At 42.0% G+C, this 17,154-nt stretch carries 9 protein-coding genes; 6 read left to right on the top strand and 3 right to left on the bottom strand.

All coding sequences use genetic code 11. The annotated features are described in order from the left end of the window. Window positions 1-174: 174 nt before the first annotated feature. The 6 genes from FHW89_RS22050 (at window position 175) to FHW89_RS22025 (ending at window position 12,304) form a co-directional block, all read left to right on the top strand. Window positions 175-4,326: a hybrid sensor histidine kinase/response regulator transcription factor gene (locus FHW89_RS22050; RefSeq protein ID WP_172337220.1), complete on the top strand. Its 4,152-nt coding sequence runs from the start codon at window positions 175-177 to the stop codon at window positions 4,324-4,326. Window positions 4,327-4,786: 460 nt separating this feature from the next. Then, complete coding sequence (locus tag FHW89_RS22045; protein ID WP_253952289.1) at window positions 4,787-6,940, top strand: glycoside hydrolase family 3 C-terminal domain-containing protein; 2,154 nt, start codon at window positions 4,787-4,789, stop codon at window positions 6,938-6,940. A 20-nt stretch (window positions 6,941-6,960) separates the two neighbouring features. After that, the gene (locus tag FHW89_RS22040) at window positions 6,961-9,369 is read left to right on the top strand and encodes a glycoside hydrolase family 2 TIM barrel-domain containing protein (RefSeq protein ID WP_172337218.1); all 2,409 of its coding nucleotides are present in this window, start codon (window positions 6,961-6,963) and stop codon (window positions 9,367-9,369) included. A 110-nt stretch (window positions 9,370-9,479) separates the two neighbouring features. Continuing rightward, the gene (locus tag FHW89_RS22035) at window positions 9,480-9,758 is read left to right on the top strand and encodes a hypothetical protein (RefSeq protein WP_172337217.1); all 279 of its coding nucleotides are present in this window, start codon (window positions 9,480-9,482) and stop codon (window positions 9,756-9,758) included. A 13-nt stretch (window positions 9,759-9,771) separates the two neighbouring features. Further along, window positions 9,772-11,283 (top strand): alpha-L-fucosidase, encoded by a 1,512-nt coding sequence (locus FHW89_RS22030; protein ID WP_216650654.1) that lies wholly within the window; start codon window positions 9,772-9,774, stop codon window positions 11,281-11,283. Between the two features lie 118 nt (window positions 11,284-11,401). Next, window positions 11,402-12,304, top strand: coding sequence for an alpha/beta hydrolase (locus tag FHW89_RS22025; RefSeq protein ID WP_172337216.1), 903 nt, complete (start codon window positions 11,402-11,404; stop codon window positions 12,302-12,304). 404 nt (window positions 12,305-12,708) lie between these two features. On the opposite strand, the gene FHW89_RS22020 is transcribed toward FHW89_RS22025, so the two are convergent. From FHW89_RS22020 to FHW89_RS22010, 3 genes are all read right to left on the bottom strand, one after another. Then, window positions 12,709-14,166, bottom strand: coding sequence for a cellulase family glycosylhydrolase (locus FHW89_RS22020; protein WP_172337215.1), 1,458 nt, complete (start codon window positions 14,164-14,166; stop codon window positions 12,709-12,711). Window positions 14,167-14,305: 139 nt separating this feature from the next. Continuing rightward, the gene (locus FHW89_RS22015; RefSeq protein ID WP_172337214.1) at window positions 14,306-15,511 is read right to left on the bottom strand and encodes a glycan-binding surface protein; all 1,206 of its coding nucleotides are present in this window, start codon (window positions 15,509-15,511) and stop codon (window positions 14,306-14,308) included. A 35-nt stretch (window positions 15,512-15,546) separates the two neighbouring features. Then, window positions 15,547-17,154: a RagB/SusD family nutrient uptake outer membrane protein gene (locus FHW89_RS22010; RefSeq protein ID WP_172337213.1), complete on the bottom strand. Its 1,608-nt coding sequence runs from the start codon at window positions 17,152-17,154 to the stop codon at window positions 15,547-15,549.

Raw genomic sequence — 17,154 nt, 5'->3', positions numbered from 1 at the left:
GTTTAATTTTTTATGAATAGGGATCAATGCAATTATCTCCATATCATTCAATGGTTTGAAATTATATATCCTGGATTTGATATTTACGAATCCATATCTGAAAGATCTTCCGTAAATTACAGATAACCTATTCTTTTAATTGAGTATTATGAATACCCCGATCGTCCAAAATCTATGAGATATAAAGTATCATTAAGCTTTTTTGTCCTTCTATTGACCATTCCTGCTGTTTTTGCACAAAATAGTAAATATCAGTTCTCGCAGTTGAATAGAAGCAATGGTTTATCACACAATCAGGTTAACTGCATTTTTAAAGATTCCGAAGGTTTTATGTGGTTTGGTACTGCATCTGGTCTTAACCGCTACGATGGCTACAGCTTTAAAGTATTTAAACACGATACTCATGATAAAAGGTCTCTTCTCGACGACTTTATAACCAATATTTTTGAAGGTCCGGGCAAAAAGCTATGGATATCAACTCGTAGCGGATATTGTTTTTATGATCGCGAAACGGAACAGTTTACTAGTGATATGGAGTTAATGGCTAATACTTTAAAACTTCCGGTTTATCCTGCCGTTTCAAAAATAACCCACAGCGGGAAAAGCGACTTTTGGTTTGTATGTCCAGACTCTGGTCTTTACCGGTATAATGAATCAAGCAGGACAACCACACGGTATGATCATCGTTCCGGTACATCTTTATATTCAAGTCTTATCGCAGACATCAGCCAGGATGCGGCCGGTAATATATGGTTGATATACCGGAATGGCTTCGTCGAACGCTTTGATGTTAAGCGCAATACGGTTTCCTATCGAACTGATATTTTCGCTAAGACGATCAATAACAAGGACGGATACTACGCATTGACCATTGATAAGAATAACGATTTATGGTTATACAGCCCTAACTCGGATTTAGGTATCTATTATTATAGCCCTGCTAGCGGGGTTTTTCGGCATATTGATAAAGAATCTGTAGGTGCCAAACTTAAGTCCAATATCATCACTAATGTTATTCAAGCTGATGATGACCTGATATGGATAGCTACAGATCATGGCGGCATAAATATTCTGGATAAAAAAGCTTTCACGATCAGCTATTTATTGAACCGTGATGATGATGCCAAGTCACTTAGTCAGAACAGTGTGAATCTTTATAAAGATGAGACAGGCATTATATGGGCCGGCACGTTTAAGCAGGGGGTCAGTTATTATCATAAAAATATAATCAGGTTCCCGCTTTACCGACACTTTGATTCGGATCCCGGAAGTTTACCTTTTGAAGACGTCAATAAATTTGTTGAAGATAAAAACGGCAATTTGTGGGTCGGTACAAATGGCGGGGGGCTGATTTACTTTAATCGTAAAACGGGCAGTTTTAAGCAATATAAATACGACGCGGGGAATCCCAACAGCCTCAGTAATGATATTATCGTAAGTTTATGTATAGACCATGATCAAAAATTATGGATAGGCACCTATTTCGGCGGGCTGGATTGTTTTGACGGGAAAAAATTTATTCATTATAAACATGATGATAAGATAGCCGGAAGCATTGCTGATAACCGGGTATGGAGCATTCTTGAAGATTCTTCGCATAAGTTATGGATAGGAACATTTGCCGCGGGGATTCAAATATTTGACAGGAAGAAAGAAATGTTTTACCATCCCTTTTCGCAAACTGACATCAGGAGTCCTTACGTGTCCTCAATTTTTGAGGATAGGAAGGGAAATATTTGGGTGGGAGGGTATTCTGGCATAGATATACTTATCAAAAACACAGGAAAGGTTATTCATTGTAGCACAAATAAGAATGATACAACCAGTTTAGTTAGCAATAATATAAATGGTATCAGCCAAGACAGTCGTGGTTTGATTTGGATAGCAACTCGGGAAGGATTGAGTATATTGAATCCGGAAACCCGGATTATTAGATCGTTAACGAAGCGAAGTGGTTTACCTGACAATGCGGTACTTGATATATTGGAGGATAATCGGGGGAAAATCTGGTTAAGTACAGCCAACGGATTGTGTAGGATAACGGTGAGCACTAATAAAACTGCTTATTCTTTCAGCTTTGAAAATTTCGACGAAACGGATGGACTACAGGGCCGGGAGTTCAATATGTATGCAGCCCTCAAAACCGGTAAGGGGGAATTGATTTTTGGCGGGGGGCATGGTTTTAATATTTTCGACCCCCTAAGTATACATGCCAATGTCAATAAGCCGAAATTGATTTTTACCGATTTCCTACTGTTTAATAAAAGCATAGTGGCTAACGAAGAGTTTAATGGACATGTGGTATTGTCAAAAGCAATTTCGGCAACCCGTGAAATGACATTGAATCATAGCGAAAATGTTTTTACCATCGAATTTGCCGCGCTGAACTTTTTCAACCCCAATAAGGTCAAGCATCAATATATGATGGAGGGTTTTGACAAGGACTGGCTTGATGCGGATAACACTACGCGCAAGGCGACCTATACCAATCTTGACGGCGGCGATTATATTTTTAAAGTGCGGGCGATAAGTCAGGAGGGAAGATGGGATCCGGATTATATATCGTTAAAAATTAAAGTACTGCCGCCTTTCTGGAAATCCACATTAGCTTATATTATCTACATACTGCTCATCGTTGGGGTTCTTTTTTTGATGCGCCGGCGGGGAATAAAAAAAATAAAGAGACAATTTGCGGTTGAAAAAGAAAAACAAGAAGCCAAACTGTTGATCGAGCACGAACGCCAGGAGGCCCGGCGTATGCATGAACTTGATATGATGAAAATTAAGTTTTTTACCAACGTAAGCCATGAATTCAGAACCCCCTTATCATTGATCATAGCCCCGGTTGATAAAATTTTGAAGCAAACAGAAGACACTGAACAAAAGTATCAATTGCAACTGGTGAACCGTAACGCGAAACGCTTATTGAATATGGTAAACCAGTTGCTTGATTTCCGGAAAATGGAAGTACAGGAGCTCCGGCTGCATGCCCTGAGCGGTGACATTATCGGTTTCATCAAAGAAATGGCGTATTCTTTCTCTGACATTGCAGAGAAAAAACAAATCCGGTTTATGTTTGATTCGGAAGTTGAAAAGCTGGTGATCAATTTTGATCATGATAAGATAGAGCGAATCATATTTAACCTGCTTTCCAATGCATTTAAATTTACACCCGAGGGCGGGTATGTAAGCGTTTTACTCACAGTACTTGAAAAAGCGCCTGAGAAGCATTTGCTGGAGATCAAGATCATTGATACAGGTATTGGGATCCCATTGGATAAGCAGGAAAAGATCTTTGAACGCTTTTTTCAGAATGATATACCCGACTCTATGGTTAATCAGGGCAGTGGTATAGGTTTGTCAATCACCAGGGAGTTTGTAAGTCTGCATAACGGCGAAATATCAGTAGAGAGCGAACCAGGGCAAGGCACCTATTTTACCATCTTGTTGCCTGTTGATTTAGCTACAGAAGTAGCAGAACAAATACCTTCTAACAAGGGAGGTATACCGGAGCCTGCCAATGCCGGAAATGAAGGATGGATTCAACCCGCAACTGGTTTGGCTAAAAAACTCACAGTTTTATTAGTTGAGGATAACGAAGATTTTCGTTTTTATTTGAAAGACAATCTAAATGAAACTTTTCAAATTATTGAGGCTTCCAACGGTAAGGAAGGCTGGCAAAAAGCCTTAGCCCTGCATCCTAACCTCGTAGTTACCGATATTAGCATGCCCGAAATGAGCGGCATTGATCTTTGCCGAAAAATACGGAATGACAAACGCACATCACATATACCTGTTGTATTACTTACCGCGATAACCGGGGAGGAGCAGCAATTGGAGGGGCTTGAGACAGGTGCCAATGACTATCTGACCAAGCCTTTCAATTTTGAGATCCTCTTGTCGAAACTGAAAAACATACTGGCTATACAGGAGGATATGCGCAAAACTTATCAAAAGCAGCTTGATGTTAAGCCAACGGATGTGGGGACCGACTCGTTTGATGAAGCGTTTATCAAAAAGGCAGTACAACTTATTGAGAAGAACATTGACAATGCCGACTTCTCAGTAGAGGAACTGAGCAGTGAGTTATGTGTAAGCCGCGTTACACTCTATAAAAGAGCCCTGGCATTAACAGGAAAATCACCGGTAGAGCTCATCCGATCTATTCGTTTAAAACGTGCGGCTCAATTGCTGGAGAATCCACACTTAACCATATCACGGATATCATATAAAGTTGGTTTTAAAAGCAAGAAGTATTTTGTACGATCCTTTAAGGCCGAATTTAATTGCCTCCCGTCCGCGTATATCGGTAATAAAAATAAATAACGTTTTACAAATGCTAAGGCTTATTCATACTTTAAAGACCCTGCTTTTCCAGAATTCTTTTACCTCCAGATTTGCCCGAAGTTGATGTTTTGTATTTTAAAATACTGAAAATAAGTTTAATAATTGAGTTTAACATTTGTGCCCCTATTTGTAAACAATCGATTGCGCGGCGCAGCATAATTTTATCCCGATAAACCCATAACAGTTACAATCAATTTTTTTGTTACCCATTTAATTAATATTATGTTAAAATGAAGTACTATAGTTTATTTCCACTATTTTTTCGATGGCTTTATCAGCGAAAGCACCTGTCGAATCAGTCAGGTCTCATCGGAGCCCTGCACCTATGGATTCATTATTGAGATCTATCATTTTTAAAAGCAACATCGTCAGGGGTAAAAGAATCGGCTGTTGCGATTACAGCTAAATAATGCTAATCAATAAATCTAAAATCATACTTATGAAATATACAATTGCCTGTGTTATGGTGCTTTTTCTGGCTGGCAGTGTTTCTGCGCAGCACAAAAGTGAGGCAGCCCTTAAGGCGAAGATCAACAGCATCATCAAAAAAATGACACTCGAAGAAAAAATAGAAATGTTGCATGGCAATGCTTTATTTTCTTCGGCGGGCGTACCCCGTTTAGGTATCCCGGAACTGACATGTGATGACGGGCCATTAGGAGTACGTGAAGAAATAAAACGTTTTGATTGGGCTTCGGCTAATTGGACAACCGATTCTGCCATGTTCCTACCCAATGGTTCGGCGATAGCGGCCACCTGGAACCCGGTTATGGCCCATCAATACGGGGTAGTTATAGGCGAGGAAGCGAATGCCCGTAAAAAGAATGTGATGCTTGCACCTGCGTTTAATATTTGCAGGATGCCCCTTTGCGGCCGTACTTATGAGTATTATTCTGAAGATCCGTATCTGAACAGCCAACTGGCCGTTCAATCTGTAAAAGGAATCCAAAGCCAGCACGTAGCGGCCTGCATAAAACATTTTGCCGCCAATAACCAGGAACTTAACCGCGACAGTGTAAATACGATTGTTGATGAAAGAGCTTTACGCGAAATCTATCTCCCTGCATTTAAAGCGGCGGTGGAGCAAGGTAATGCTTACATTGTGATGTCGGCCTACAATAAGTTGAATGGTTACTGGTGTTCCGAAAATGATTTTTTATTAAACAAGGTACTGAAAAATGAATGGGGTTTTAAAGGCGTGGTTATGTCAGACTGGGCCGGAACACATCATACCGTTGCAGCCGCAAACAATGGGTTGGACATTGAAATGGGATCAAGCGGGCCATATGATCAATGGTACTTTGCCAAGCCTTTGCTTGCCGCAGTTAAAGCGGGTAAGGTTTCGGTAAAAACGATTGACGATAAAGTGAGCCGGATCTTATGGCTCATGTATCACACCTCCATGAGTGCCCAGCATCCCAAAGGATCTATCGCCACTCCAGAACATGCGAAAATCGCTTATGATATTGCGTCAGAATCTATCGTTCTACTAAAAAACGACAATCATTTATTGCCTTTGAAAAATGTAATCAAAAGCATTGCTGTTATCGGAGATAATGCGGTACGTACATTCGCTTTGGGTGGTTATGGTGCAGGTGTAAAGGCCAGGTATGAGGTTACTGCATTGGATGGCATCAAATCAAGATTCGGCAAAACAGCCAGTATTAGCTTTGCCCAGGGTTACAGGGCTAATTACCTGGCAAGCAGAACCGATGAGCAAAACCGTGGCTATGATCAGCCCGATCAGAACCTGATTGATAATGCTATAGCGCTTGCAAAGGCCAGCGATGTAGCTATTTTATGTATCGGCTCAAACCGTGAATATGAGAGTGAAGGCCATGATCGCAAAAGCCTGGAACTGCCTTTTGGAGAGCAAGCCCTGGTTAATGCGGTGAGCGCCGTTAATCCAAATACCGTTATTGTTGTTATGGCAGGCGCTCCGTACGATCTGAATGAAATTAAAAAATCAAATCATACCGTTGTCTGGTCATGGTTTAACGGATCAGAGGCTGGTAACGCACTTGCTGATGTATTAAAAGGTATAATCAATCCGTCGGGCAAGCTGCCATTTACCTTCCCGGTTTCGTTACATGATTCACCTGCATTTAATATGGATACCTATCCGGGTAAGGGCCTGACAGCCGACTATAAAGAAGGTATACTGGTTGGATATCGCTGGTATGATACAAAAAACATAGAACCGGAATTTCCCTTTGGTTATGGTCTTTCTTATACTGATTTTTCCTTTAACAATTTTTCTGCAGACAAATCAAGCTATAAAAAAGATGAAACGATCCGTGTAAAATTTACCGTCAAAAATATAGGTAGCAGTTACGGCGCCGAAGTTGTGCAATTATATGTAAGCGACCCGGTTTGTTCGGTATTGCGCCCTGAGAAAGAACTTAAAGGTTTTAAAAAAGTATTTCTAAAACCAGGCGAAGCAAGAACGGTGGAAATACAGGTAAAAGTTGCCGACCTTGCATTTTATGATGAATCAAAAAAAGCATGGAATGCGGAGGCCGGCGAGTATATCCTGGAGTTAGGTAATTCATCCCGTCATATTGTTCAGAAGGTAAAAATTGCGGTTAAGTAACGGGTTAAAATACATCAATTATGAGAGTAATAACTATGGCCTTCTTGCTTTTAGCAGGCAATATGTTAAGTTTCGCACAAACTCGGAGTGATACTAAGCAGAAACAATTGTTTGATTACAATTGGAAATTTAAGCTGGGCGATGATTCACTGGCCAGGTTCAGAGGTTTCAGCGATACCGGCTGGCGTAACCTTGATCTGCCGCACGATTGGAGTATTGAAGGAAAGATAAATCCTAAAAACCCAACGGGTGGCGCTGGCGGTTATTTTCCGGCGGGCATAGCCTGGTACAGAAAAACCTTCAAAGCCCCCCGCGAGTGGAAAGGCAAAAGTATTTCCGTTTATTTTGAGGGTGTCTACATGAATTCCGAGGTATTTATCAATGGGAAATCACTTGGTGTTCGCCCTTATGGTTATTCTTCATTCAGTTATGATCTTTCAACATACTTGGATTTTAGCAAGGAAAATGTGATAGCTGTACGTGTAGATAATTCGCGGCAAATAAACAGCAGGTGGTACAGCGGCTCCGGAATTTATCGCCATGTCTGGATGAAGATTTTTAATCCCGTACATGTAGCCGATTGGGGAGTCGCGGTCTCAACACCGGATGTATCCTCAAAACAAGCATCTGTACAGGTTAACACTACTGTAAAGAACGAAACCGCCTTTTCACAAAAGATTACTGTCAAAACATGGTTACTGACCGAATTTGCTAAAGTCACCGGAAATAATAGCATAATAATAGAATTACCTGCTCACCAGGTAAAGAAAATTACGCAGACTATAAAAATAGTAAAGCCCTTACTGTGGGCTCCCGAAAACCCTCATTTATATCGTGCTCAGATCCAGGTATCAAAAGGTAATGATATTATGGACGAAACAAAGATCGCTTTTGGTATCCGCTCCTTAAAGTTTACTGCCGAGCATGGTTTCCAGCTTAACGGCAAAACTGTTAAGTTAAGCGGTGGATGTGTGCATCACGACAATGGCTGCCTGGGTGCCGCGGCTTTTGACCGCGCCGAGGAACGTAAGGTGGAGTTGTTAAAGGCCGGCGGGTTTAACGCTGTAAGGACATCACATAATCCTCCTTCCGAAGCTTTTTTAGACGCTTGCGACAGGTTAGGCTTATTGGTTATTGATGAGGCTTTTGATGGTTGGAGAGGGGGTAAAAATAAATACGATTATTCAGTTTATTTTGACCATTGGTGGAAACGTGATCTGGAAACAATGGTGCTGCGCGACAGAAACCATCCCTCAATTTTCATGTGGAGTATTGGCAATGAAATATCGGAAAGAAAAACGCCTGAAGCTGTGATAACTGCCAAAATGCTTGCAGACGCTGTTAAAAATATAGATACAACGAGACCGGTTACATCGGCCATCGTTACCTGGGGTAATGAATGGGAGTCTTTTGATCCGCTTATGGCTGTTCATGACGTTTGCGGATATAATTATCAGTTACAAAGTGCCCCGGCCGATCATAAAAGAATCCCTTCCCGCATTATTGTTCAGACCGAATCCTACCCCCGGGATGCGTTTGCTAACTGGAAATTAGTGCAGAATTACAGTTACATTATCGGTGATTTTGTATGGTCGGCAATTGATTATCTGGGTGAATCAGGAATAGGTCGCTCATATTATTCGGGCGAAGTGCCCGGAGAAAACTGGGAAAATGATTTTTTCCCCTGGCATGCTGCTTATTGCGGTGATATAGATTTAACCGGATGGAGAAAACCTATATCACATTACCGAAGCTTGCTGTACAATGATAAGGAGATGCTATATATGGCTGTTCGCGAACCAAATCCGGAGCCATTGGAAATCAAAGAGACCAGATGGTCTGTATGGCCGACTTGGGAAAGCTGGACATGGCCAGGTTTTGAGGGGAGGAATATTGATGTAGAAGTATATTCAAAATACTCCAAAGTAAGACTTTATCTCAACGGCAAACTTCTCGGTGAAAAACCGACAACCGAAGAACAGGAATTTAAAGCTACTTTCTCCGTGCCTTATACTCCTGGAAACCTTAAGGTAGTTGGTGTTGAAAATGATAAAGAAACGGAATCGTTTATTCTCCAAACTGCCGGTATTGCGGCAAAAATCAAACTTATTGCCGATCGTAAAGAGATATTGGCTAATGGGCAGAATCTATCGTATGTGAGAATTGAAATAACAGATAAAAACGGCATAATTCAATCGAACGCCACCAATCGTTTGCATTTTAAGATTGACGGACCGGGTACAATAGCTGGGGTTGACAATGCCGATATCAAAGACGTTGACTCATATGCAGGCAACTCACGTAAGGTATGGCACGGGAGTGCGATGATCGTTATCAGGAGCACGCATAATACTGGTGATATTAAACTTACGGTTAGTTCGACGGATTTATCTGATGCAACTCTAACGGTTAAAGCACTGGCATATTGATACGTCGGAAACGGGCAGGGGACACACCAATTATTAATATATAAAAAAATAACAATGAATGCCAGCCATACGAGGCTAAAATCGATATAAATATAAACAGAATAAAATATATGTCAATTCCTGTTCTGCTGCTATTTAGCTTTTTAGTCGATAATCTCACCGGGACGCTTTCACTTGAACAAGGTCCTGAAGCACCGGAAGGGGGGCATGGCAAGATTTATATAGATAACAACCATATACTTTATTTAATTTTAACTGGCAAGGTCCAGATCATCAATCCTAAACATTCCTCCAAAAGTATATTACTTGATAAAGACAATGTTAGAAGTTTTTCGCTCGAACCCTATAAACCCGAGTTTATGGAACAGCGAATTTTCAATTACCTATAAATAGCTAACTAAAATGATGACTAAACTGAAAAGAATTTTTACACTCAACCTGATCCTGTCGACGTTCACTTTGGTGCTGTATGGGCAGGAACTACCCATAAACAACGGCCCGTACAAGCCTTCGGACACTTCTTTTAAACAATACCAATATCCGGCTTGGTTCAGAGATGCCAAGTTTGGCATTTGGGCACATTGGGGACCGCAAGCTGTACCCCGTCAGGGTGATTGGTATGCCCGGAATATGTACATCCAGGGCAGCGAACAATATAAATATCATGTTGCACATTACGGGCACCCGTCAAAGTTTGGTTACAAGGACATCATACCTTTATGGAAGGCTGAAAAATGGGACCCTGCGAAATTGATGGCGCTATATAAAAAGGCAGGCGCAAAATACTTTGTTAGCATGGGCACCCATCATGATAATTTCTTTTTATGGAACTCTTCACTACACCGCTGGAATGCTGTACAAATGGGACCCCATAAAGATGTGGTTGGCATTTGGCAAAAGGAAGCTAAGAAGAATGGCCTTAAATTTGGTGTGTCGGAGCATTTGGGAGCAAGCTTTACCTGGTATCAACCAGCACATAGCGCTGACACCTCCGGCGTTTATAAGGGGGTTCCATATGACGCTAATGACCCCCGTTATGCTGATTTATACCACCCGAAAGCAAAATCAGATGACCGCGGCTGGTATACTACGGATCCGGAATGGCAGCGTACCTGGTATAAGTCCATTAAAGAACTGGTAGATACTTATCACCCCGACCTGCTTTATTCAGATGGTGGGTTCCCCTTTGGGGATGTTGGCAGGAACGTGCTAGCCAATTTTTATAACGGAAATATCGCCTACAACAATGGCCAGCTCACTGCTGTGTATAACTGCAAGCAACCTTCGCAAGGTATGTGGGTACAAGATCTTGAAAGAGGCGTTCAGGATTCCATCAGCCCGTATCCATGGCAAACTGATACGTCTATTGGCGATTGGTTTTACCGCACCGGCCAAACCTACAAAAGTGGTACCGATATTATACGGATGTTGGTAGATATAGTAAGTAAAAATGGAAACCTGCTAATAAATATTGTGCAAACACCGGAAGGAGATCTGGAGCCTGATATGTTAAATGCACTTGACGAGATAGGCAAGTGGACGGCGGCCAATGGTGAGGGTATTTATGGATCCCGCCCATGGAAAATATTTGGAGAGCGCCCCGAAAAGGCAGCAAAAGTTAAATCCGATAATTTTAATGAATACAGGTTAAAATACACTGCAGAAGATATCCGATTCACATGTAATGGCAATAAATTGTATGCTTTTTTACTTGACACACCCACCTCAGATATTCGAATCAAGTCGCTCGGGAGAACCTCCGGTATCAACAAGACAAAGATACGCTCAGTGAAGCTTTTGGGCAGTAAGGAAAAGATACAATGGCGCCAGGAAGCAGATATGCTGGTGATCAAAAAGCCTGTAAACTTACCTGACTGGAAGGTATCTGGTTTTAGGATCGAACTTGCTGATTAAAAAAGCACTGGATAACCCATAACTCATGATGAAGATATAAATTAAATACTTCCGTATAAAGGCACATCGTGCATTGTTAAACAGAGGCTATAAAGCCGATAACTAATTAGAAAAAAATATGAAAATGTTTGCCCTGATATTAATATTTAGTGGTTGGCTTGCGCATTCATTTGCACAGGAACCTATGCCACTTTACCCCAGTGGTATTCCCAATTCGAAACCTACGCCCGCGACTTATAGGGAAAAGCTTAACGAATGGGGTGGGATAGCCAAAGTATCCATTCCCACGCTTACACCTTATTTAATAAAGGACGGCGCGATGCATACAGCAGTGTTAGTGATTCCAGGAGGCGGTTATTCAGGTGTTGCTATGGGCCATGAGGGGGAGGCCATAGCAAGTGCTTTTAATAAGATAGGAATAATTGCATTTGTATTGAAATACCGACTACCCAGTGACAGCATTATGGTTGACAAAACCATTGGCCCGCTGCAGGATGCGCAGTCGGCATTATGTATGATTCGCAAAAATGCGAAGCTATGGAATATAGATCCGGCAAAGGTAGGTGTGATCGGATTCTCTGCGGGTGGGCACCTGGCATCAACCTTGGGTACACATTTTGATAAGCCTGCAATAAAGCACAATGGTAATATCAGCCTCCGCCCTGATTTTATGGCATTGATATACCCGGTTATCAGCTTCGGCACATTTGCGCATATAGGGTCACGCGATAACCTGATCGGTAACAAACCGTCGCCACAATTTATCGACCTTTATAGTAATGAAAAGCAAGTTACCGCCGCGACACCCCCAACTTTCCTGGTGCATGCTGAAGACGATAATGTTGTTCCTGTTCAAAACACGCTATTGTTTTACGACGCATTGTTACAGAATAAGGTAAGGGGAGAAATGCATATCTACGCAGGCGGCGGCCATGGTTTTGGTTTGTACAATTCAACTACCCACGATTACTGGTTTGAGAGGTTGAAAGAATGGATGGGGGCTAATGGCTGGCTGAAATAATCATGAATATCAACAAAACCAGGAATAGCTGTAAAGAGGTTTCGGGTTTTGTTAGTGAAAGCTTCTTCCGGCCATCCACCCAACGAATTTGTTGAGCTGAGCTAACCGTTAGAAATGACCGCTTTAAAACAAAAAGGGGACTAAATCATAAATTAGATTGCCCCCTGATGTTATGTTTACCCATTAAGTATAATTTAACCGATAATAATATTATGCAAAAGGTGGGTTTGCACGCGAGAAAGAATACACAATTGATGGTTAATATGTAATAATGTTAACCATCAATTGTGTAAACCATGTAAATCCACTTTGTTAATGAAGCTGATTTTCTCCAACGCTTTACGTTGCTAAAGCAGCTGATAAAAAAGAGGCTGATCATGATTTTATGATGCAGCCTCTTTCAACTAATTTGCGCCCTGTTTGATAGCGGTTATCGTGCGCTGATCTTTTACGGTATAATTTCTTCTGTCCAAAGCACCGCCTGTGTCCCAGAAAAATGGTAGCATGCCGGTTGTTTTTGCTCGTTTGGTAACATAGGTATTCCAATAATCCACCGCATCCTCATGTGTTGGTAAATCCAAAGGAACATGTGCTGTGTTGTCACGCCTGTAGGCGCCGTACTCACCTAAAAGAACGGGAATTCCTTTGTCGACGAATTTTGTCTTCATTCTATTGAAAGAGGCGTCTACATCACTTTCTTCACCCCAGGTAGCGTTGCGGTCGGGTTCAATGGTCGAGTGGTGCCCTGCACCCCAGTAATAAAACATTTTGCCCCAGCTTGCGTCATTATCCAGGAGGCAGCAGAACTGAAATGGCGAGTAGTAATGCACCTCAACCATCAGCCTGGCTGTCGCCTGGTCCTGCGGAAGGGATGTCATAAAATCACTTGTTTTTTCCATATTAGTAGAAGGGCCCTGAAGTACCAATACACGGTAGGCATTTTTACCACCGGTTGATCGAACCGCGTTAATAAAGGTTTGATGATAGGTAGAAAGTATTGCTGTTGCCGCGGCGTCATCTGCAGCTGGCTCATTGGCGCTGGCAAACATGAGATGTTCATCAAAATCTCTCATAGCTGTTGCAATTTGTTCCCAGAGTGCTTTTTGTTTAGCGTTAACGGAATCCTGTTTTACCTGGGTAACATGGTTTTCAAGCCAGCCGCCATCCCAGTGAATATTCAGTAATACGTACATATCATTATTTACACAATACCCGACTACTTCTTTTACCCTTTTTAGCCAGTTGGGATCTATTTGTGCAGTTGCCTGATTACTTAAATGCCCCATATTCCAGGCGCATGGAAGACGTATGGCATTAAATCCCTGTTGCTTTACAAATTTGATGTAATCTTCTGTAATAAGCGGGTTCCCCCAACCTGTTTCACCCCCTGAAGCTTCGAGGGTATTACCAATATTCCATCCTAACTTGATCTTAGCGGCAAGCTGAACGGCGTTACTGCTCATGCCGGTCGCATCGGCAGCTTTTGGCGAAGTATTGTAATTAGGAAAGAGGTTAGATGTTTGAGAAACTTTCAAACTTCTTGCCTGGCCATTGGAAGAGTTTATCGTTAAGATACTTGACCGTGTTGATCCTGTACCGTTTTCAGATAGCGTTGTTAAGTGAATGACCATATTGCCGCTGCTGCCGGATGTGGTGCTTAATTTTAGCCAGGCAAAACCGGGATTAACGATGTTCCATGTCGCGTTGCATGCAATGGAAAAATCCTGGGTTCCACCTTCGGGTGCAAAAGTTAACGTAGCCTGACTGACGTTTAATTCCGGCGATGCACTACTTGTTTTTTTACAGGAAAGGAGAGATATGATTGTAATCGATATGAATATTTTAAAAAACAGATTTTTCATTTTTATAATGCTTGGTGATAAATTTTTTCAACCAGTTTTTGTAAGGCCACTGGATGCTGCGGGTTGTGACGTAAAAAATGCCGGGACCTTCTGAAAAGGCCCCAGGCATTCACTTATATATATCAACTAAAATTCGCCCTTATTTAATTTTTGATACCCTGATATTATCAATAGCTACCTCAAAGGTTTGGACCGTCTTTGTACCATCGTTGATAAACTGGAATTGGATGCCGCCAGCTCCGGTAGCACCAAGTAAATCTGTAAGTGACGGCGCAGGAAGGCCTTTGCTAATAAGGCTTGAAAACGGAATAGTGACTGTTTGCCAACCTTTTGTAGTAAATGCGACTGCTGAACCGGTAGCTGTTTTCCACGGATGATAAAGGGCCGCGTAATTTCCGTTAGCATTTAAAATTTGGATTGAGCCGTCTGTCCATGGCTTGGTTACATATATTTCAAACTTTACGGCATAATGGCTTAATGTGTCTTTTAAGTTAGCCTGAGGTACCCATTGGGCTGAGTTTATATTAATAGATCGGCCGTCATTCCACCATGACCAGTCGCCGGCAGAAACATTAGATGCTTTCATTACTCCATAATAGCCTATGTTGCCAGGGTAGTCAGTAGAATTATTGGAAGTACCCGAGCCCCATGCAAAATTATTTATGCTATCATAATTATTTAATACACCGGTTACAAAATCGTAAACATTGTAAGTAGTAGTAGTGGTGCCAGATTTGGTAGATACGGTTACTGGCCCTTTGGTTAAGCCGGAGGGCACCTTCAAACTGATGGATGTACCATCAGTTGAAGATGTATAACCAGTGATGCTAATTCCGCCGTAAGTAACACTTTTAAGAAAGAAAAAGTTAAGCCCGATAATTTTAACCGAATCGCCAGGATTAGCGGCTTCGTTAGAAATACCTGAAATAGCGGGAACAGGAGGAACAATAGGAAACGTAAATGTGGTTTGACCATGATTGGTAATGTATTGTATGGTATTCAGTTTATCTGAAGGTACCGATGGGAAAGCTATAATTGCCGGTATCAGGGCAATCGCACTGGTATCTGAGAACCAGGCATCGTTGAAAGAGCCTTTTACTCCATCAAAATTAATAGCGAGTGCTCCTTTCAAATTTTTACCCGAAATCACGATCCACTGACCCGTACCAGCGCTGCTTAAAAGCGAATCTCCGGGATGAGCTACATAATTGCGTATAGCTGTAATTACCGGGTTACCCTTTGATGATGAGGACGAATCCTTTTTACAGCCGGATTGAATAAAAGCTGAGGTAGCGAGCAAGGCAAGCAACAAGTAGCTTTTGATATGATGATTTAGTTTTTTCATAATTTTTTGAATGATATCAATGGTTAACAATGCCGTTAATAATAAGCCACAGGTGCCTCCAATAACTTAGGATCTGCCGTTTGCTCATTTGCCGGAATAGGCAAAGTGAATGTATCTTTGGTCGGTTTGGTTATGATCAGGCTATTAGATGATACTGATTTAATCCCTGTGACCGGATCATAACTGAATTGCGACCGGGGTATATACGGAACTGCATCTTGTGTTGGAGTTATTTGCTTAGTAATTATCGAGATCGCTTCCTGCGGATCATAATAAGAGAGACGCACCAGGTCAAGCCAATACTGACCTTCAAATGCCAATTCAAGCCGTCTTTCTTTCCTGATCACATCGGGAGTAAGGACGGTAACCTTATCAACCCCGGCCCTTGTACGCACCGCGTTAAAGTACTGTAAAGCCTGACCATTGGAAGTAGTAGCGTTGTTGCCTAACAGGGCTTCGGCGTATATTAAATATACATCAGCCAGGCGCAACACCGCATTATGCTCAATTGAAGACCATATGTCCATCGTAGGCGAATTATTATCGGCAGCGGTACCCACCACGTGTTTTTTTACGTTCACACCTGTAGCGATATATCCGCCGCTTGCCGCTTTTAGCTCAGGATATTTATCGCCGGTAAGCATAAATGTGGCTTTGCGGCGTACCGAATCCTGAGGGGTATATTGGTTGGCAAGATCTATCGTAGGGCCAATAGCACCGCCGAAGCCTCCTCCGCTGGGAACAAGGCCACCGCCTGGTGCAAATTGAGCTTGTATGGAATTACCTTGTCCATAGGGAACACCTGGCGCCCATTGGAAAGCAAATAATGATTCGGGATTGTCATTGTACTGGGTCCGGAAAAGGTTGTAATAGCTCGGTAACAGCGCCAAACCGCTGGTATTACAAACATTGCCGGCATAGTAAGCGGCACTGTCCAGATCAGATTGATTGCGTGTGATATTTTGGTTTAAACCGGCCCTGGTTAAATAAACCTTTGCCAGCATACCCTGGGCCGACCAGGTAGTTACTCGCCCCGCTTGATCTGTTTTGGGTAAATTGGCTACGGCATATCTTAGGTCGTTGATAATAAACTTGTATACATCCTCACGCTTATGCCGCGGCACCAACGGATTGGCTATCAGCTTGTCGTTATCTTCAATAATAGGTACTGCGCCCCACAATTGGACGAGGTAAAAATAAGATGTGGCCCGTATAAACCTTATTTCGCCAAGCGCGCCTGTTTTACTTTGTACAGCCACGCTATCAGGCATTTTGGTATTAATAGCTTTAATATTGATATTACAATGCGCTACTACATTGTAAAAACTCTGCCATGCCTGTGCTATATTGCTGTTTTGTGGGGTAATGGAAAAGGTAGTAAGCTGAACCAGGTCGCCATTATAGGGCTGTAACATATTTCCGCTCATGATATCGCCAATACCCAGCAACGGAAAATTGTTCCAACTTGCCCATGGTTGCGCATAAAGTGCGGCGGTAGCCAATCTTAAATCTGAACCGCTTTTATAAAAATTATCGGTCGTGATACCGGTTAATGGAGGTCGGTTAAGGTAATCTTTTTTACAGCTGCTTATTATAAAAATACTGATAATTAGCAGGGCTATATTTATTTTAATGCGTTTCAT

Origin of the sequence: Mucilaginibacter sp. SG564, assembly GCF_013149275.1 — a bacterium.
Lineage (GTDB): Bacteria > Bacteroidota > Bacteroidia > Sphingobacteriales > Sphingobacteriaceae > Mucilaginibacter.
Note: the sequence above shows the minus strand (reverse complement) of the source record. Positions and strands in the feature narration are given on the sequence as shown.

Coding starts and splice junctions, on each gene's coding strand:
- FHW89_RS22050 (WP_172337220.1), top strand. CDS start 175: ATGAGATATAAAGTATCATTAAGCTTTTTTGTCCTTCTATTGACCATT.
- FHW89_RS22045 (WP_253952289.1), top strand. CDS start 4,787: ATGAAATATACAATTGCCTGTGTTATGGTGCTTTTTCTGGCTGGCAGT.
- FHW89_RS22040 (WP_172337218.1), top strand. CDS start 6,961: ATGAGAGTAATAACTATGGCCTTCTTGCTTTTAGCAGGCAATATGTTA.
- FHW89_RS22035 (WP_172337217.1), top strand. CDS start 9,480: ATGTCAATTCCTGTTCTGCTGCTATTTAGCTTTTTAGTCGATAATCTC.
- FHW89_RS22030 (WP_216650654.1), top strand. CDS start 9,772: ATGATGACTAAACTGAAAAGAATTTTTACACTCAACCTGATCCTGTCG.
- FHW89_RS22025 (WP_172337216.1), top strand. CDS start 11,402: ATGAAAATGTTTGCCCTGATATTAATATTTAGTGGTTGGCTTGCGCAT.
- FHW89_RS22020 (WP_172337215.1), bottom strand. CDS start 14,166: ATGAAAAATCTGTTTTTTAAAATATTCATATCGATTACAATCATATCT.
- FHW89_RS22015 (WP_172337214.1), bottom strand. CDS start 15,511: ATGAAAAAACTAAATCATCATATCAAAAGCTACTTGTTGCTTGCCTTG.
- FHW89_RS22010 (WP_172337213.1), bottom strand. CDS start 17,154: ATGAAACGCATTAAAATAAATATAGCCCTGCTAATTATCAGTATTTTT.